16 protein-coding genes are annotated in these 19,162 nt (G+C 44.3%); 8 read left to right on the top strand and 8 right to left on the bottom strand.

Annotated features, from left to right (window positions below):
• Positions 1-50: 50 nt before the first annotated feature.
• Positions 51-1,991 (bottom strand): fumarate reductase/succinate dehydrogenase flavoprotein subunit, encoded by a 1,941-nt coding sequence (locus tag M0Q51_12455; protein ID MCK9400789.1) that lies wholly within the window; start codon positions 1,989-1,991, stop codon positions 51-53.
• Between the two features lie 32 nt (positions 1,992-2,023).
• Positions 2,024-2,704, bottom strand: a complete 681-nt coding sequence (locus tag M0Q51_12450; GenBank protein MCK9400788.1) for a succinate dehydrogenase cytochrome b subunit — start codon at positions 2,702-2,704, stop codon at positions 2,024-2,026.
• 160 nt (positions 2,705-2,864) lie between these two features.
• Between M0Q51_12450 and M0Q51_12445 the strand changes: the two genes are divergently transcribed.
• Entirely contained in the window at positions 2,865-4,169 is a 1,305-nt protein-coding gene (locus M0Q51_12445) for an aminopeptidase P family protein (protein MCK9400787.1), read from the top strand.
• 96 nt (positions 4,170-4,265) lie between these two features.
• Here M0Q51_12445 and M0Q51_12440 read toward each other — a convergent pair whose 3' ends face one another.
• On the bottom strand, positions 4,266-4,640 hold the full coding sequence (locus tag M0Q51_12440) for a four helix bundle protein (GenBank protein MCK9400786.1): 375 nt from the start codon (positions 4,638-4,640) through the stop codon (positions 4,266-4,268).
• A 196-nt stretch (positions 4,641-4,836) separates the two neighbouring features.
• On the opposite strand from M0Q51_12440, the gene M0Q51_12435 reads away from it, so the two are divergent.
• From M0Q51_12435 to M0Q51_12420, 4 genes are all read left to right on the top strand, one after another.
• Complete coding sequence (locus M0Q51_12435) at positions 4,837-6,222, top strand: aminopeptidase P family protein (protein MCK9400785.1); 1,386 nt, start codon at positions 4,837-4,839, stop codon at positions 6,220-6,222.
• Positions 6,223-6,296: 74 nt separating this feature from the next.
• Positions 6,297-6,578, top strand: coding sequence for a hypothetical protein (locus M0Q51_12430; protein ID MCK9400784.1), 282 nt, complete (start codon positions 6,297-6,299; stop codon positions 6,576-6,578).
• A gap of 185 nt (positions 6,579-6,763) precedes the next feature.
• Positions 6,764-8,764 (top strand): tetratricopeptide repeat protein, encoded by a 2,001-nt coding sequence (locus M0Q51_12425; GenBank protein ID MCK9400783.1) that lies wholly within the window; start codon positions 6,764-6,766, stop codon positions 8,762-8,764.
• Complete coding sequence (locus M0Q51_12420; protein MCK9400782.1) at positions 8,761-10,245, top strand: hypothetical protein; 1,485 nt, start codon at positions 8,761-8,763, stop codon at positions 10,243-10,245. Before M0Q51_12425 ends, M0Q51_12420 begins: the two co-directional genes overlap by 4 nt.
• Before the next feature lie 33 nt (positions 10,246-10,278).
• Here M0Q51_12420 and rffA read toward each other — a convergent pair whose 3' ends face one another.
• Positions 10,279-11,457 carry a dTDP-4-amino-4,6-dideoxygalactose transaminase gene (gene rffA, locus M0Q51_12415; protein MCK9400781.1) on the bottom strand — a complete coding sequence of 393 codons (1,179 nt, stop codon included), beginning with the start codon at positions 11,455-11,457 and terminating at the stop codon, positions 10,279-10,281.
• Between the two features lie 11 nt (positions 11,458-11,468).
• Between rffA and M0Q51_12410 the strand changes: the two genes are divergently transcribed.
• Complete coding sequence (locus M0Q51_12410; GenBank protein ID MCK9400780.1) at positions 11,469-12,557, top strand: sulfotransferase; 1,089 nt, start codon at positions 11,469-11,471, stop codon at positions 12,555-12,557.
• On the opposite strand, the gene M0Q51_12405 is transcribed toward M0Q51_12410, so the two are convergent.
• Both M0Q51_12405 and M0Q51_12400 read right to left on the bottom strand, forming a co-directional pair.
• Positions 12,537-13,508, bottom strand: a complete 972-nt coding sequence (locus M0Q51_12405; GenBank protein ID MCK9400779.1) for a DUF1574 domain-containing protein — start codon at positions 13,506-13,508, stop codon at positions 12,537-12,539. The genes M0Q51_12410 and M0Q51_12405 overlap by 21 nt on opposite strands.
• Before the next feature lie 9 nt (positions 13,509-13,517).
• A complete protein-coding gene (locus tag M0Q51_12400; protein ID MCK9400778.1) occupies positions 13,518-14,969 on the bottom strand; it encodes an MBOAT family protein in 1,452 nt (483 codons plus the stop codon).
• A gap of 93 nt (positions 14,970-15,062) precedes the next feature.
• Here M0Q51_12400 and M0Q51_12395 point away from each other — a divergent pair, with 93 nt between their 5' ends.
• On the top strand, positions 15,063-16,361 hold the full coding sequence (locus tag M0Q51_12395) for a flippase (protein MCK9400777.1): 1,299 nt from the start codon (positions 15,063-15,065) through the stop codon (positions 16,359-16,361).
• Complete coding sequence (locus tag M0Q51_12390) at positions 16,346-17,419, top strand: sulfotransferase (protein MCK9400776.1); 1,074 nt, start codon at positions 16,346-16,348, stop codon at positions 17,417-17,419. Before M0Q51_12395 ends, M0Q51_12390 begins: the two co-directional genes overlap by 16 nt.
• On the opposite strand, the gene M0Q51_12385 is transcribed toward M0Q51_12390, so the two are convergent.
• Together M0Q51_12385 and M0Q51_12380 are read right to left on the bottom strand one after the other, a co-directional pair.
• On the bottom strand, positions 17,406-18,095 hold the full coding sequence (locus tag M0Q51_12385) for a GNAT family N-acetyltransferase (protein MCK9400775.1): 690 nt from the start codon (positions 18,093-18,095) through the stop codon (positions 17,406-17,408). The two genes, M0Q51_12390 and M0Q51_12385, sit on opposite strands and share 14 nt — an antisense overlap.
• A gap of 197 nt (positions 18,096-18,292) precedes the next feature.
• On the bottom strand, positions 18,293-19,027 hold the full coding sequence (locus M0Q51_12380; protein ID MCK9400774.1) for an SDR family oxidoreductase: 735 nt from the start codon (positions 19,025-19,027) through the stop codon (positions 18,293-18,295).
• Positions 19,028-19,162 lie beyond the last annotated feature (135 nt).

Below are 19,162 nucleotides of genomic sequence, written 5' to 3'. Positions count from 1 at the left end.
TAATTTTAGTTTTAAGGGTTAAGTTTTAAGGTTTAAGTGATGGATTTTGTTTATTTATAGTTTCGTTGTTTTACTTCTATATATTCAAAATTGAGTTTTTCCTTATGAAGTTCAGGTGCTTTGTCGGGTCCTTTGTATTCCCAGGCAGCCACATAGGTAAAATCTTTATCATTTCTCAATGCTTCGCCCTCCGGTGTCTGGTATTCTTCCCGGAAGTGCCCGCCGCAGCTTTCCTCACGTTTCAATGCATCCAGGGCCATCAGCTCTCCCAGTTCAAGGAAGTCGGCCAGGCGGGTTGCTTTCTGAAGCTCGGGGTTTAATTCGTCGGCTGTTCCTGGGATACGGACATCTTTCCAGAATTCTGCACGTAACTCGGGTATTAGCTTGATAGCTTTTTCCAGCCCTTCTTTATTGCGGGCCATGCCGACATTTTCCCACATGATCTTACCCAATTCGCGGTGGAAAGTGTCGACCGATTTACTGCCTTTTATACTCATCAGGCGGTTAATCTGGTCACGAACATCCTTTTCCGCTGCAACAAATTCCGGCAGGTCGGTTGAGAAGCGCGAAACCTTGAACTGGTCAGCCAGGTAATTCTGGATGGTGTAAGGCAGGACGAAATAGCCATCACTTAACCCCTGCATCAGTGCTGAAGCCCCGAGACGGTTGGCGCCATGATCGGAGAAATTGGCTTCGCCGCCGATGAACAGGCCGGGGATCGTGCTTTGCAACTCATAGTCCACCCATGTGCCGCCCATCGTATAATGGACTGCCGGGTAAATCATCATAGGGGTTTCATAAGGATTCTGATCCACGATTTTCTCATAGATCTGGAAAAGGTTGCCATACCGCGCCTCTATCACTCCCTTTCCAAGCCGTTTAATTGCATCGGCAAAGTCGAGGTAAACTGCGAGGCCGGTTGAGCCAACTCCGAAGCCTGCATCGCACCGTTCTTTGGCAGCACGGGATGAAATATCCCTGGGACTGAGGTTGCCGTATGCCGGGTATCTTCTTTCCAGATAATAATCACGGTCTTCTTCAGGTATATCTTTTGGTTTGATTTCTCCTTTTCGGATCTTTTCGGCATCTTCCTTTTTTGCGGGGACCCAGATACGGCCGTCATTTCGGAGGCTTTCACTCATCAGGGTGAGTTTCGACTGGTATTCACCGTGAACCGGGATACAGGTCGGGTGAATCTGCGTAAAGCATGGATTTCCGAAGAAAGCGCCCTTCTTATAAACCTGCCAGATAGCACTAGCGTTACAATGCATGGCGTTCGTAGACAGAAAGAACACGTTACCATAACCGCCGGTAGCAAGAATGACTGTATGCGCCGAATGACGTTCTATTTCGCCGGTCACGTTGTTCCGGACGATGATGCCGCGGGCCCTGCCATCGACAATGACCAGGTCCATCATATCGCGGCGGGTGTGCATGGTCACCGAACCCTTGTGGATCTCTTTGCTCAAGGCGCCGTATGCCCCGAGGAGCAATTGCTGTCCGGTTTGCCCGCGCGCATAGAATGTACGTGACACTAAAGCTCCTCCAAAGGAACGGTTGTCCAGCAAACCGCCATATTCACGGGCAAATGGAACGCCCTGGGCCACACATTGGTCGATAATTGCATTGCTGACCTCTGCTAAACGGTAAACATTTGCTTCCCTCGAGCGGTAATCGCCCCCTTTGATCGTATCATAAAACAACCTGTAGACACTGTCGCCATCATTAGGGTAGTTCTTGGCAGCATTGATCCCTCCCTGGGCAGAGATGCTGTGCGCCCGGCGGGGACTGTCGTGATAAGTGAAACACTTCACTATAAAACCCAGTTCCCCTAGACTGGCTGCGGCGGCGGCCCCAGCCAGTCCGCTTCCAACCACGATGATGTCAAGCTTGCGCTTATTGGCAGGGTTAACCAGGTTTTGAGAAGCTTTATAAGATGTCCACTTTTCAGCAAGAGGGCCGGACGGTATCTTTGAATTCAATTGGGTCATAATTCCGGAAAATTAATTTGTCAGACTTGTAATTAATAATAAATAAGGAAATACAGCGGGATCAGGCAGAAGCCTAATGGAATCACGATGGAATAAAAGTCACCCACAGCTTTGATAAACGGGGTGTATTTCGGATGATCCAGCCCGAGTGACTGGAATGCGGATTGCAAAGCGTGGTTGAGATGAAATCCCAGCAGGACGATCAATACGATGTAAATGATGGAATAGGTCTTATTGGTAAAAAGGTTGAATGCCATGCTGTAAAAATCATGGTCATCCGTGACCCTTGCCGTTCCCTCGGGAGCGCTGGTTATTCCAGCCTTGACCAGGTAAAAGTTCATGAGGTGAATGGTTAGAAAAACGCCGATCACAACGCCAGTGTGGATCATGAACTTGGAGAAGAAAGACGTATGCGACCATCCTTCTTTCTTATACCTTACCGGCCTGGCCATCCAGTTCTGGATCTGCAGGATTATCCCAAATATAATATGGATGATAAATCCTCCAAAGAGGAAGATCTCTATAACTTTTATCAGCGGGTTGGTAGTCATAAAATAAACCGCTTCCCGGAAAATTTCCTTGTGATTAGCAGTGATAGGGATGATGAAAAGATTGATGCCCAGGTGCACGACGAGGAAAACCATCAGGAAAGCCCCCGCGAAAGCCATTATGAATTTTTTGGTTAGCGAGGAGAATCTAAGAAACTTACTCATAATCGAAAAATTTTTTGAATAACTGACCAGTTATTGTTTATCAGGTGCTAAAAAATTATTGTGAATTGATTAACAAATTTAATTAAAATACGAAATTACCTATTTTTGAAAAATCAAATCTTAAAATTTTTAATCAGTATAAATAATATTTTCCCTGATAATGAAGAAGATAAAGATAAATGCTGATTTTGTTGTTAATAACAGGAAGAATTTCGTTGAAAAAATGGATCTGGTCAGCCTGGCTATTTTTCATTCCAATGATGTTTTTCCGAGAAATGGAGACCAGACATTCCGGTTCCGTCAGCAATCCGATCTTTTCTACCTGACCGGCATCGACCAGGAAAGGACCATTCTGATGCTTTTTCCTGATTGCCCGAATCCCGAATTGCGTGAAGTGCTGTTCCTGATCGAGCCCAATGAGTCGTTGCAGACGTGGGAAGGGCACAAGTATTCAGGGAAAGAAGCTGTGGAAATCTCAGGAGTGGCTAAAGTGAAATGGCTGGACCAGTTCGATGTCGTCCTTACCGAAGCGATGTCATTTGCGGAAAAAGTTTACCTGAATTCAATAGAATACCCGAAGTTTTCCACTGATGTTCCTTACCGTGACCTGCGTTTTGCCAGGGAGATCAGGGAGAAATTTCCTAATCATGAATACCGCAGGGCTGCCCCGTTAATATACCCCTTACGGACGATCAAGACTGATGAAGAGATTGGGTTGATCAGCAAAGCTATTGATCTTACCGGTAAAGCTTTTCAGAGGATACTGAAATTTGTAAAACCAGGGGTCAAAGAATATGAAGTTGAAGCTGAACTCACACACGAGTTCCTGTTCCGGGGTGCTGTGGGATCGGCTTACCATCCCATCATTGCAACAGGTGAGAATGCCTGCACGCTGCATTACATCGAGAATAGCTGTGAATGTAAGGATGGCGAGCTGCTGCTGATGGATTTCGGCGCTGAATATGGTCATTATGCTGCCGACATGACCCGGACCATTCCCGTAAATGGCCGTTTCACCAATCGGCAGCGGGCCTGTTATAATGCCGTACTGCGCATATTGCGCCAGTCCGGCTGCTTGCTGGTCCCGGGAAATACCATCGACCAGGTTAATAAAGAAGTCAACAAACTGATGGAAGAAGAAATGATCGGGCTGGGCCTGTTTAGCAGGGAAGATGTCCAAAAGCAGGATCCTGACAAGCCGTTGTTCACAAAGTATTTCATGCACGGTGTTTCACATTTCCTGGGGCTTGACGTGCACGACGTCGGATCGAAGTTCGAGCCTTTCCGCCCCGGCATGGTTTTCACCTTCGAGCCAGGCCTTTATATCCGGGAGGAAAAGATAGGGATAAGGCTTGAGAACAATTATCTGATCACGGAAAAAGAGCCTGTTGATCTTACGGCAGGGATTCCAGTTGAAGCGGAGGAGGTCGAATTGATTATGAAAGAGCAAAAGAAAGATATTTGATATTAGATATTCGAAATGAGGCACAAAAAATCTCGCATATCGAATATCAAATATCGCTCTTTCACTCTCTCTTTAGTTTTCTCTTTCATTGTTTCTTCACCGTCCTTTAGTGACTTCAGTGGCATTCTTTTTTGCCGTTTCAATCGATCTGTAAAAAATTGAAACAAGTTCTTCGCTTTCCCGGATGGCATTATCTATTCTAATTTCATCCTTACAGATTTTCATCCTTGAGATAATTCGAAGATTGACATTGGACTCCCTGAGTTCTTTCAGGACAATGCTGGTTTTATGAATAAAATCCTTCCTGGATTCTGCTGAAAGAGCTTCAGCAAAATTCAGTGCCGCGCCAGTTGAGGACCTTAGTATTTGATTAGCAAGATGTGTCGCGACAAAGCTATTGCTAAGATCCTTCGACATTTCAAAAAGATCAACGGCAAAGTTGATTAACCGGTTTTCCATTTCCTTTCTCATAGCGTTTTATTTGTTTATCGGATAAAATGAAAAATATACCCGGCCCGGGAAGAAAAAAAGAACGAAAGAATGAAAGAACGATATTAGATATTCGAAATAAGGTCTAAAAATCTCGCATATCGAATATCTGATCTCTCTCTTTCGTTCTTTCAGGAAAGTTCTCTATTTTTACAATCTTAACTTAATTCACTCAAACATGTTCGAATCAAAAGTCTATTCCTCCCGCCGTAATAAGCTCCGCTCGCTCGTTTCTTCCGGCATCGTTCTTTTGCCCGGCAACCCCGAAGCAGCCATGAATTATGCCGCCAACACCTACCATTACCGGCAGGACAGCAATTTCCTCTATTATTTCGGCCTTGACCATCCCGATTTTGCCGGGATTATCGATGTGGATAACAACCGGGATTATATCTTCGGAAATGATGTGGAGATGGACGATATCATATGGATGGGTTTCCAACCCTCGGTGAAGGAACAATCTGCCAAGGCCGGAATTGAACATACTGATCCGCTTTCAAAACTGGAGGCATTCGTGAAAGACGCCCTGGCGAAAGGCAGAAAAGTGCATATTGTTAAGCCATATCGCGGCGAAGTGCTTGTCTGGCTTGAAAGCCTGCTGAGGGTGCATCATTCGCACGTGAAGAATTTTATTTCCGAAGAACTGATACGTGGTATAGTGAGCATGCGCTCTATTAAGGAAGATGTGGAGATCAGGGAGATTGAACGTGCAGTGGATGTGGCTTATATCATGCACACCACAGGAATGAAGATGGCTAAGCAGGGAGTTATCGAACAAGAGATCGCAGGAGCTATTGAAGGCATTGCAATTTCACATGGTGGCCCGGTATCGTTCCCTGTTATTTTAAGCGTCGACGGCCAGACATTGCATAACCATTACCATGGCAATATCCTGAAAGAAGGCCGGATGATGGTTATCGATGCAGGTTGTGAATCGGCATTGCATTATGCCAGCGATATTACCCGTACAGTCCCGGTCGGTGGTAAATTTAACCAGCGGCAGAAAGAGATCTATGAAGTCGTCCTGAAAGCCAATATGGAGGCTATTAAAGCGATAAAGCCAGGTGTTTACTACAAGGAAATCCACCTGCTGGCGGCAAAAACTATTGCCTCCGGCCTTAAAGACCTGGGGCTGATGAAAGGCGATGTGAACGAGGCAGTAGCCAAAGGTGCCCACTCCCTCTTCTTCCCGCACGGACTGGGACATATGCTCGGCCTGGATGTCCATGACATGGAAGGGCTTGGTGAAAATTTCATAGGCTATGACAAAACAGTCAGCCGCAGCGACCAATTCGGCCTGGCTTTCCTCCGTCTTGCCAGAAAGCTTGAACCAGGCTTCGTCCTGACAGATGAGCCGGGCTGCTACTTTATCCCCGCCCTCATCGACCAATGGCGGAAAGAAGGGAAACACACAGAATATATCAATTACGACAAGGTCGAAACTTATAAAGATTTTGGCGGAATACGGATCGAAGATGATATCCTGGTCACCGCCGATGGCCATCGCGTTCTGGGAAAACCCATACCAAAGACGGTTGATGAGGTAGAGAAACTTATGGGATGATGATTGTCACTTTGAAAAAAAGTTGTACTTTTGCAGCCTTTTTAGAATAATATAAACCATTAATCCTTATAGATATGGCTAATGAAATTAATGACAGGCTGAGAAACGAGTGCCAGAATGCCCTCGAAACCCTTGAAAAACTGAATCTTCCCGAAACAGCTGAGTTGCAGGCAAAAATGGCCTGGTGTATCGGCAGCTTTGATTACGACAAGAATCCTTCCGGTCTAACCGAATTTGGCGGAATGGCGCTGAAAGCCCTTAACAAGATCAAAGAAAAGAACCCGAGAAAAGTTTCCAAAAAGTTGATCGACGGCCTGGAGGCAGCAATCAGTAATTACGAAGCAGCCCAATACTAGTTCAGGCTTCCCTTTTATTTTTATTGGATTTTCCGGTACTGGAAGCTGTTTAAAAAGTCCTCTTTGTGAACCAACCTAATGAAAAACCGTCCCGACCGGCGGCATGTGCTGGCACAGGCCAAAGTGCCGGTGCTATTCTCTTAACTTTAAATTGCTTTACTTTGCACTCTTAAAAATTTCCAAAGATGGGGAGCAAAAAACAAAAGCCACAGGTTCAAAAGACACTAAAACCGGGCATTTCCGACAAAACCCTCTACCTGATCTTAATCTTCATCCTTGCCACTGTGACTATTGGCCTTAATATCAATACCGTTAGAAATTACTATAACCTGGATGATTATAACATTGCCAAGAACAATCCTGATTTCGAACAGGGGATAAAAGCCATTCCCAGGATTTTTACGACACTTTATTCTTCGGAAGATAATAAAAGCTTTGGTTACCGGCCTTTAATCCGGTCATCCTTTGCCATCGAATACCAGTTCTTCGGGAAAAACCCTTATATCAGCCATTTGTTCAATGTAATGTTCTACCTGATCATTGTTCTCTTGTTATTTAAAATACTCAGGCGACTGCTCCGGGATTATCATTATCTTTTTCCATTCATCATAACCCTTTTATTCGCAGCCCATCCGATCCATACTGAAGTTGTCGCCAGCCTGAAAAACAGGGATGAACTTTTCATGCTGCTCTTTGGTTTGCTGGCATTGGACCAATCCATCCGTTATGCCGATACGGGGAAGAACAAACATATCTATTGGGCAATGGGGATGTTTTTTCTTTCAGCTTTGGCAAAACCCACGGCAGCAGCATTTTTCTTCATCATCCCGCTATCGCTCTACTTTTTCACTGATCTGGAGGTCAGAACGGTCATCAGGATCTCATTGCTGATCACGCTGATCTCATTGTTGGCGGTTTTCGGACCATTCCTTTACCTGCCTCCGCATGACAGGACCCTGGCGATGCTGGAGAACCCGCTTTCAGTTGAAGGAGGTTTCCTGAACCATATTGCTTACGCCGGTTTCACCCTGTACTATTCCCTGCGCCTGCTGATTTTGCCACATCCACTTCGGTACTATTATGGGTATAACCTGTTCCCGGATATTAATTTTTCCAACATCTGGGTCATCCTTGCTATTCTTTTCCACCTGGGACTCCTCATTTATGCCATCCTCAAACTCCGGCAAAAGCATATCCTCTCTTTTGCAATCCTGGTTTACCTAACTTCTATCTTCTTGTTCTCCAACCTGGTGAAACCGGTGCCAGGCATCATCGCTGAAAGGTTCCTTCTCGTCCCTTCTTTTGCCTTTAGTCTTATACTCGCGTATTTTATTTTCAGGTTATTTTTCCACAACCCTGCAATAAAAAGGCTCCCGGGAATTAAAACAATAGCCATTCTGGGTGTGACGACATTGATCCTCATCCCATACTCCGCAAAGACCTTTATCAGGAACCAGCAATGGCGGACCGAGTATTCCCTTTATAAGGCTGACATGCCCTACCTCTATGATTCCTTTAAAGGTAACGACCTCTACGCTAATGAGATCATGAAAAATGTAAACCGTGAACTCGCCAAACCTGTGAATGTTTTGAAATTTGTCGATCCATTGGTGAAAGAAGCCATCGGCCATTGGGAAAGGGCAATAGAGATCCTGCCTGAAGCCAGTTCACCATACCGTAATCTGGGGATTATCTATTCCCGGGTCTACAAAAATTATGACACGGCAATTTATTATTTTAACAAGACGCTCAGAATTGAACCGGATGATCCGATGACCTATTTTAATCTCGGACTAACCTATGAAGGAAAGAAGGACTATACCCGTGCTATCGATTTCCTGCAGAAAAGCCTTGTCCTTGATTCAGGTTCTGTCAATACCCGTTCGCGCCTGGCTAATATTTATTACGGGCTTGGCGAATTCAAGGAAGCCGTTAAGATGAACCAGGAAATCATGCGGATTGCCCCCAAAGAGTCTCTGCCTTATGTTAATATCGGTAATTACTTTATTTTCCAAAAGGATACCCTGAGCGGGATCAGGTATTATGAGAAGGCTGTCGAGCTGGGCGCACCGCCGGATGCTTCCATCTTCCTAAGTAAATATTACCAGATGAAAGGAGATTTGGCGAAATCCAACTATTACCGGAAGCTTGCAGAAGATCTGCAGAAGAAAAAACCAGTGCCATGAGATCCCGCTTCTGTCTTCTGTCTTCTGTCTTCTGTCTTCTCACTTTCCGCTGCCTTCCGAATTTCGATTACAACACCAACTGCCAGCATGCGATGCAGGCGATCCTCGACCTGCAGACCAATACCGCCAGGGAAATCCTGCAGAGGGAAAAAGCAGCGAACTCACAAAATGGTTATTTAATATACCTGGAACATTATTGCGAATCCATCGAGCTGATTGTCACCGAAGATGAAAAGATCTATGAAAAGCTGATCAACAGCTATGAGGCGCGGATGAAACAAATGGACCTGATGGACGACGGCTCCCCTCAAAACGCATGGCTGCAGGCCGAAATGCTGTTTCAAACCGGCCTTGCGCAGATAAAGTTCGGGACGCGGATCAGCGGGGTTTCCAAGATGCTGAGTTCGTATAGACGTATTAAAGAAAACCGTCAAAAGTATCCTCAATTCTGGCAAAACCAGAAGCTCACCGGAGTCTTTAACATCATCCTTGATTTTATTCCTCACTTTTTGCGTTGGGCAACAGATTTATTTGGGTTCAACGGAGATTCCGTATTAGGCATCTATCAATTAAAGGAATATGGAAACAAAGCCAAAGATGTTCCAGGCCTTGCCGAAGAAAGTGTGATTTTGACCAACCTCGGTTATATGCTTACCCATCAGGAGGAAAAGGGATTTCAGTTTATGGCCTCTCAGGATAAAAAAATGTTGGATGTAACCCTGGTGAAATACCTGTACGCCAATTCTGCCTTGTTTGCTTACCGAAATGACCTGGCACTGAAATTATTGGCAGAAATCCACCAGGATGAACTCCAGGTCAATTTTTATGCTCTTTCTTACAACACGGGCCGTTCCAAACTGGACCACCTGGAAAAAGATGCCCGGGTTTACCTCGAAGCTTTTCTGAACGACTACACCGTTCCCGATTACAAAAAAGATGCCTGTAACCGCCTTTCATACTATTACCTTATTGAGGGAAACTTGCAGAAATATGAGGAGTACAAGGCAAAAGTCGCGACAGTAGGACAAGATATTCGTGTCCGTGACCGTGAAGCCATCCTTGAAAGTAGTTCAACACTGATTCCGCATACCGACCTGCTCAAGGCACGACTGCTTTGCGATGGTGGATACTTCCCTCAGGCTGATTCCATCTTAATATCGATCAACCCGGATTTACTTAGCCATTCTGCCTATCAACTGGAGTACCATTACCGAAAAGGGAGGATTCTTCAGTTGACCGGCAAGCCCGGTCTTGCCATTGATGAATATAATAAAGTCTTTTACCAGGGTAAAAGTCAGCCTTATACTTATGCTACCCGGTCAGCATTGCAGCTTGGGAAAATTTATGAGGAGATGAAGAATTATCCTTTAGCCCTGCAATGGTATGATCATTGCCTTGAAACCTATAATGCTGGTCATACGGTCGATGGGGTGGAACAGATGGCGGAGAAAGGCAGAAAGCGGGTGAAAGAAAAGTTTTGAGGTTTAAGGTCTAACTGTTGTGTAGAGACGTCTTTACAACTGCTTAAGATAAAACTTTTTTATTGAATCAACTACATGGTTCATTTCAGTTTCCTTCATCTCATTATAGAACGGTAGCCGTATGATGCAATCTGAAAAATGGTCGGTATAAGTAAGTATTCTGCCATCATGTTTTGGGTAGAAGAAATCACTTGAATGAAGAGGCAGGTAATGGAAAACAGCATTGATCCCCTTTTTTTTCAGAAAAGAAAGCAAAGCAGTGCGTTCTTTGGTGTCTTTTGTGATCATAAAGAACATATTCCCGTTCACCGTGGCCCAGTCAGGGAGAGAAGGCAACCTGATTAACCTCATTTCTTCCAGAGGTTTGAGTTTGGTAAAATAATGATGCCAGACATTCTTCCTTTTTGTTTGAATCTCATCGAACTGTTCAAGCTGTGCATAAAGCATCGCAGCCGTGATCTCTGAAGGGAGGAAAGAGGAGCCAATGTCTTTCCATCCATACTTATTTACTTCACCCCTGGAAAAAGCAGCACGGTCAGTACCTTTTTCCCAGATGATTTCTGCCCTGTGGGTAAATTTTTTGTCATTGACAACCAGCATCCCACCCTCGCCACTGATGATATTCTTGGTTTCATGGAATGAAAATGCACCGAAATGCCCTATGCTTCCTAATGGTTTACCCAGATGGAAACTATCAATGGCATGGGCGGCATCCTCAACGACAAACAGGTTATGCTGCCTTGCAAGATGCATGATTGCATCCATATCGCACGCTATGCCGGCATAATGAACCGCAAGGATTACCCTGGTTTTTGGCGTGATCAGTCCCCTGATGGAGTCAGGATTAATATTCGGGTAATGTTCACAGGTGTCGGCAAACCGGATCTTTGCGCCTCTGAGCATGAAGGCATTGGCTGTGGATACGAAAGTATATGAGGGCACGATGACCTCATCACCGGGCTGTATGTTGCAGAGTATCGCAGCCATCTCCAATGCGTCGGTGCAGGAAGTGGTCAGAAATACCTTATTGAATCCAAACCGTTGCTCAAAGAAATCATGGCATAACCGGGTATAGGGCCCATTTCCGGATAATTTTCCTGACAGGGCTACCTGGGCAAGGTGATGCACCTCGCGGCCGGTAATATAAGGTTTGTTGAACAAGACTTCCATGGATGGCCCATTATAGCATGAAGGCGGTGCGAAAATAATCATAAAAGTTTAACATGCATTCAAAAGGGTTATATTTGCCTGTCTTTCCTTTTTCGATGGAGAATATAGCACGCATCCCGTTTTTCTTTATTATTGGCAGGCCCCGCACCGGCACCACATTGCTCAGGTCTTTATTTGATGCTCATCCCAATGTCCAGATACCATGGGAATGCCAGTTCATATTGAACCTTTATCCCCGGTATGGAAAGATTACTTTCTGGACAAAAGAAATTCTCGGGCGGTTTTATCCGGATCTTTTAAAACAATGGCAGTTCAGTGCCTGGAATATCGACCACGTTAAATTGCAGTCGGATCTGCAGGCATGTGAAGGAAAGACATCATATGCCATGGTTTGCCAGGTCGTTTACCTGAACCATATTTCCTTTTATCCTAAAGAAACGATCCGGCTCATTGGTGATAAAAATCATGGATATACCATTTATACACACCGTCTTAAAAAGCTTTTCCCCGATGCAAAATTTGTATATATCCTCCGTGACTACCGGGATAATTACCAATCAGTCAAAAATGTGGATTTTGAGTTGCCGGTTGTTTCACTGGTCGTGTTTAAATGGAAGTATTTTTATAAAAAAGCCTTGCAGGCCAGTAAAAGATATCCCGAATCATTTTATTTCATCCGGTACGAAGACCTGGTGACTGATCCCGGATTTCATCTACAGAAGATTTGTGAGTTCCTGGACATCCCTTTTGTCCCTGAAGTTTTTGATTTTTATAAAATGAAAGAAAAAGCCGAGGAAAAGTACCCGGCCGAAATTCTCCGGAAACATCATAAAAGCTTGTTTAACCCTGTAAATACCAGCAGGATAGGCCTTTGGGAAAAGTTCATGACCGAACGGCAAATCCGAATTGCTGATCATGTGGCCGGAGTATTTGCGGATCAGGCAGGTTATCAAAGGAAGTACCAGGGTTTTAATTTATGGATTGCTGTTCTTTCTTTGCCCGGAATTTACTATGCCCGGTTTATTTACCTGATGACACGGATCATTGACAGGTTACCTTATCGTTTGCGTGAGAAACTCCTCAGCAAAGGGCCGCTGTGGATAGCTAAAACATTCTCGGTTTTATTCCGGAAATCCTCTTGATTCCAGCTCTTTCAGGTCTTTGGCCAATTGAGTTGTAAAAAGGTCTGATCCTTTTATGTTCAAATGATCAGGATCGAAAAAGTAGTCCGGATGATCAACAAACATAAGGTGGTAATCAAAAATTCCTTCAAAATCAGGATACCTGGAAGCAATGGTTTCCACTTCAGTGTACAACTTATCAGCAGGAACCAGCTTTGCTTCTTCTTCATTGAATTCCTTTGACATCGGCATTCGGACCATAATTACACGAACACCATGTGATTGGCAAAGTTGCAGGATCTTTTCAAAATATACCTTTATGGCGGGATCTAGATAAGATTCCTTTGACAGGATCAGGTTAGCCTTGTCCCGCGCCAGCTTTTGCTTATCGGTCTCTTCGGCAAAATTCCGGTAATCCCTGTGCGGTCGGTACCCGTGATACATTTCCAGCGTCCTGATCTTGATCCTGTATAGAATGGAAAGCTGGATATCTTTATAGTTTCCGACATAGGAAAAAAACCTGCCTTCCATCCATTTGGTAAGAATATCCCTGCTGTCTTTGATCCTTGCAAGTTCCAGGTAATCAATATAGCTGATCCAGTAAGAATTGTATTCGTAACGGTTTGATATCTTCGGGCCAAATGAGGAAATATCCGCCTGGAGAATTACACATCCTGGTTTTTTCCCTGACTTTTCAAGAATGTGCTTTAATTTGTAATAGGACTGTATGAAGTTTTCACTGGGTGAGCCGTAGTTGAAACTTTTCTCAAGAATATGAGTGTTGATGCAGTTATGCGAATTCCCTAAAGCAAGATATTTCAGTGTGTCGTCGTATTCAGCGAATTGCCCATCCATCATATTATTTAAGGTATTATGTACCGAAAAAGCCTTAAAAGACCTGTCCAATGCATAATTAACCACCAGCAGTAGTGCTAAGAATAAGATGAGTCGTATAGCAAACTTACGTGACATTATTTTAAATCAAAACTGAAAATAAATAAATTTCTGCTTTTGCAGGACACCAAAAACCAGGACAAAAAATATGAAACCAATATAAACGGACCAGCGTATGATCAATGGCCTGGAAGAAACATACCTGATCAGGTCATACCTCTCATGCAAGTATTCGGCAACCAGCAAACATACTACCATCAACATACCGAAAAGCACTTCATTATCCTTTAGAATGTATCCTATGGTTTCCCTGAAATTACTGAAGTCAACCGCGTTCGATAATAATAATAGACTATCGCTTAGGCTGTTAGCCCTAAAAAAGAAAAGCGAAAATACCAGTATGGAGAAAGTGGTCAGCATTCCCAGGGTATTTTTTAAAACCGGAAGGTCATTGATCCGGGTAAGTTCATAAAACCTGTTTCGTTGATTTTCGGTAATGGTTTCCAAAACAAGCAGCACACCATGAAAAAGACCGAAAATCACAAATGTCCAGGCCGCGCCATGCCATAAACCCATCAGCAGAAAGGTGATGATAAGATTACGGTATATCTTTCCGAACACTATCTTTTTCTCTTTAATGTAGGGTAATGAATAAAGGACATAATCACGGAACCAGGTGGTGAGCGACATATGCCACCGGTTCCAGAAATCCCTCAGCGATTTGGCAATCAGGGGACGGTTGAAATTGATCATCAGGTCATATCCGAGTATCCGTGCCGAGCCCCTGGCAATATCTGTATATCCCGAGAAGTCACAGTAAAGCTGGAAAGCAAAAAGGACAGTGGCCAGGATGACCGGTAATCCTTTGTTTTCAGCCGGATTTTCGTACACGTAACTTACAAACATTCCCAGGCGGTCGGCAATGACCAGTTTTTTAAAAAACCCCCATAACATCAGTTTTAATCCGCTCACCAGGCACTGCTGGTCAAAGGAGCGGGGCTGATGGATCTGAGGCAGAAGGTGGTTCGGCCTCTCAATGGGTCCGGAGACCAGCTGTGGGAAAAAGCAAACATAAAGTGCAAATTTGCCGGCATGCTTTTCGGGCTGTTTAATACCGCGATATACATCGATCGTATAACTGAGTGATTGGAAAATATAGAAAGAGATCCCTACGGGAAGGATGATATGAAACAGGGGTAACGGGTGAAGAATGTTTATTTCCCGGAACAGCAGGTTAATACTCTCGGTAAAGAAGTTGAAGTACTTGAATCCTGCCAGCATGCCCAGGTTGACCAGGATACTGAGTACCAGCCATGGTTTCTTTTTCTTCCTGGAGGTTGCCTGTCCCATTTTCAGTGCAGCAAAGTAGTCCACCAGTGTGGTGAACAGGATCAGGATCACATACTCGGCCTTCCAGCACATATAAAAGTAATAGCTGGCAATGAGCAGGAATGCCCATCTCCATTTGGAAGGAATGGCAAAGTAAAGGGCTACGACAACTGGAAAGAAAATCAGGTAATCTACCGAATTGAACAACATGGGCAAACTGATTTCATGGTTGCAAAATAAAGCATTTTCAGTGAGCTAACCCATTTCCAGGCAAACCTGTGCCAAAATATTTAATTTTGCGCCATGATCCGGAGAAGCTTCCTGAAAGATGTAACGGGCGTATTTTCAAGTAATGTATTCCTGATATTGGCGGGATTACTGGTAAGTGTTATCCTGTCGCGAAAACTGGGTCCTGATGGATTTGGAGTTTATTCAGCCATCCTGGTGCTGCCCCTGATCGTAGTCAGCTTTGCCCAGCTTGGGATCCGGGGCTCCTCTATTTATTACATCGGCCGGAAGCAATTTGAGCATGCTGATATTGTTTCTGGTATCCTGCTTATTCTGGCTATGACATCTGTTTTAGGGATATTGGTCACAGGTATCGGTTTCCTGCTCCTCAACGATGAATCATTTACAAATTTGTATATTTTCCTGGTTTTGATGATGATACCATTTCGGCTGGCAATGGCTTATTTTGGAGGGATATTCATCGGGAAGGAGCAAATCGGCCGGTCGAATTTTATCAACTGGTTCTCAGAATTCATTCACTTAATTGCCGTGGTGGTGTTTGTATGGCTGATGGGTTGGCAGATGGCCGGAGCGCTGTCGGCTCTGCTCGTAGCACATGTTTTTATTACCATTTGGGCATTATACTTTCTGCATAAAGAATTTGGACTTCGCCTGCATTTCAGGAAAGAGATCATCCGGAGTTTATTGTCTATGGGTTTTTTGTTTGCGCTTTCTTTTGTGATCATACAACTGAATTACCGGATCGATATCCTGTTGCTCCAGAAATTTTCAACCATCGAGGAGGTAGGCTATTATTCATTGGGGGTATCGATAGCGGAAAAACTCTGGCAACTCCCTCTGGCGATCGGGGTTGTACTAATGAGCCGTACGGTTAATACGGCTGACCAGGATGCAATAAATAAGACGACCGCCCGGTTGGTGAGGGTCTCATTCATTGCCGGATTGATAGCCTCTGTTGCGCTTTACCTGCTGTCCCCATGGCTGCTGCCGGCGATCTGGGGAGATAAATTTCAACCCAGCGTCGTGATCATTCAATATATTCTGCCCGGCATCCTGTTTATCAGCATTTACCGAGTTCTGAGCAGCCGGTTGGCGGGTATTGGCAAACCCCAGGTGTCCATCTATGTTTTTTTACCGGCCCTTGTCATAAATATATTGCTGAACCTCTGGTGGATTCCCCGTTACGGTGCTTTTGGGGCAGTGCTGGCCACCAATGTTAGCTACACCCTGGGTACCCTTGCCTATATTTTCGTATATTCGAAGATTGTTCACATGCCCGTTCTCAGGATTTTTGAATTTCAGAAAAGTGATTTTACATTTTTGAAAGAATTGAGGAAATGGATAAGCCGGTAGGAAGTCAATACATATCATCGATCCCCCTTTTCTTTATCATTGGTCGGCCGCGGTCAGGCACCACCCTGCTACGGATTCTTTTTGAGGCACATCCCCATGTGCTTATCCCGCCTGAAAGCCCTTTTATCATAAGTCTTTACAAGTGTTACGGAAAGGTGACCTTTTGGGACGAGCTAACCATTAAAGAATTTTGTGATGATCTGTTTAAACAACGGTATTTTGATAAATGGCTGATTGAAAAAGACCGGCTGTACCAGAGCCTGCTGGAAGCAAAAGGCGAGAACACTTTTCAGAATATGGTCAGGAAGGTTTGTTTAACCTATCAATCTGTTTTTGATAAAAAAGAAATCTTTTTAATCGGGGATAAAAACCCGGCATATTCGCTTTTTATTCACCGGATACATAAACTTTTTCCTGAAGCAAAGATCATCCATATTACCCGGGATTACCGCGATAATTACCTTTCTCTGATAAAAGTCAACTTTGAGGTTCCCATCGTTCCACTGGTTATTTACAGGTGGAAATTTGCCCTGTATCGTATGTGGAAACTGAAGAAGCGGAATCCGGAATTGATATATTCGATTAAATATGAGGATTTAGCCGCAGAACCCGAACGCCGGTTCCATGATCTTTGTCATTTTCTCGGCATCGATTATGATCCATCCGTCATGTCCTTTTACCAGAAGAAATCTGAAGTTGAAAAAGTGTATGCAGGTTCAGAAGAGATACGCCAGGTGCATCAGAGCCTGTTCAATCCCATCACGACCGGGCGGATGAACCTGTGGCAAACGGAGATGAGCCCGCGGGATATCCGCATAGCCGACCTGGTTGCGGGGAAATCGGCTGAGAAGGCGGGTTACAAAAGAAAATACCCTTCCTTTCACCTTGGATTATATCTTTGGATCCTCCCGACGCTGATCTATGCATTCGTGATGTACCGTCTTATCCTTATGGGTGATTATCTGCCTTACCGGATGCGGAACAATTTAAACCAGACACTGGGCATATTTTTAAAAGTGTACTGGAAATTCAACAAACGGAAGGTCAAACCGTTATAGATTTAAAAATATAATGCCGGCCCTCTTTTGTTTCATTATATTCAAGGATCATTTCCTGCTTAATCTTTCCATAAATAAAATCTGCCAGTCCTGATCTTATATCTTCCCGGTCAAAGAAAAGAGAATGTCCGGCAGTACCCTGTCCTGCCAGGAGTGATGCTGCTTTGATAAGTTTGTGCGCGTGCCGTTTAAAACTTTCTGCCGTAAGAAGATAGCTCTGGTTATAAACCTCTTCCTGCCCTTCCATCAGTTCATAACCCAGGTGTGTATTCAGTTTTTTTGCCCGCTCATTGTCCCGGAGTGTTTTGATAACAGATCTGCCTGCACCCAGGACAAAATAGGTTGTTTCCAGCAAACACAGGGAAGCCCAGACCGGAACAAACGTTTCGTAATACTGTTCATCCCAAAGGAAAATACCTCCTTCAGAGCTTACCGTGTCCCATTCTACATGGCTCGAATTGATCAGCCCGATCTTTTTGCCCTGGTATTCAATGATAAAATAGAAATTGTCCAAATTATCTACCGACCTGAACCAATCCCGCTGCATTTCCGGGGTGATATTTCCCCGGTATTCCATGAACTGGTTTATCTGAGGGGAATTGCGCCATTGGCGGACAAGTTCAATGTCCTCTTCCCTAAGCCTGTTAAGGATAATTCCGTATTTGATTAATTTCATATCTGGACTTTTTTTCGCCACCAAAACACCAACACACAAAATTTCACTAAAGTCTTAAATTAATTCACCTTTTTGTGGTATTTGGTGTTTTTGTGTTTTTGTGGCTATTTTAAGTTTTTGAATTTAAATCTTTTCAGAGAAAACTCATTCAACTGATTTCTGACTTATGTCTTCTGACTTCTGACTTCTGTCTTCTTTTAACCGCCTCCCACAATCAGATTCGAGGCAGTGATCCATCGTGATGCATCCGACAAAAAGAACACAACCACATTAGCTACGTCTTCCGGTTCTCCAAGGCCCAGCAATTGCTGCTCCTCGATTTTTCTGACCGCTTCGTTGGAATATTTTTCGGCGGTATCATCCAGCATCGGTGTCCTGACGAAAGCAGGGGAGATGCTGTTTGAGCGAATGCCTTTTGGTGCTAATTCCAGTGCCAGGACACGTGCATAGGATTCCAGCGCAGCTTTGGCGCTGATATACATCGCACCGCCGACAAAAGGATAGCGTGTAGAGATAGTTGAAATAAATACGAGGGAGCACGCATTTTTCTCCAGTTTTTTCTTTGCCAGCAATTGACTGGTAAGCAGGACAGAAGCATTGAAACTGATATCGAAAGTCTTCGAAATATCCTCCGGTTTAATAAACCTTGCAGGAGAAAGATCAGATATGCCGGTACTGAAAACAACCCCGTTCAGTAGAGGAAGTCGTTCGACAAGACTGGCGATGTCCTTTTCTACTGTGAGATCTGCCGGCAGCCATTGATGTCCTGTACCTGCTAACTGATTGTAGGTTTCAAGCAATCTTTCCTTGTTGCGACCAGTGATAAAAACAGTGGCCCCGGACTGGCTGGCAGTGATGGCACACTGTCTTCCCAGTCCTGATGATGCCCCGGTTATGAGGATGTTTTTCCCGGTGAGATCGAAGGCGGTCATTGATGGTTATTAGTCATTAGTCCCTAAATATAGAACAATATAGTCCGTACAAAGAATAACTTACTAAATTTAAGCGTTGCCCCGTGCAGTGTAGACCGTTCAACTTATGATACTTTGATATCAATCATTAGTCTG

It is taken from the genome of Bacteroidales bacterium, assembly GCA_023229505.1.
GTDB lineage: Bacteria > Bacteroidota > Bacteroidia > Bacteroidales > JAGOPY01 > JAGOPY01.
The sequence above is the reverse complement of the archived record's forward strand: the minus strand, read 5'-3'. Positions and strand labels throughout refer to the sequence as shown.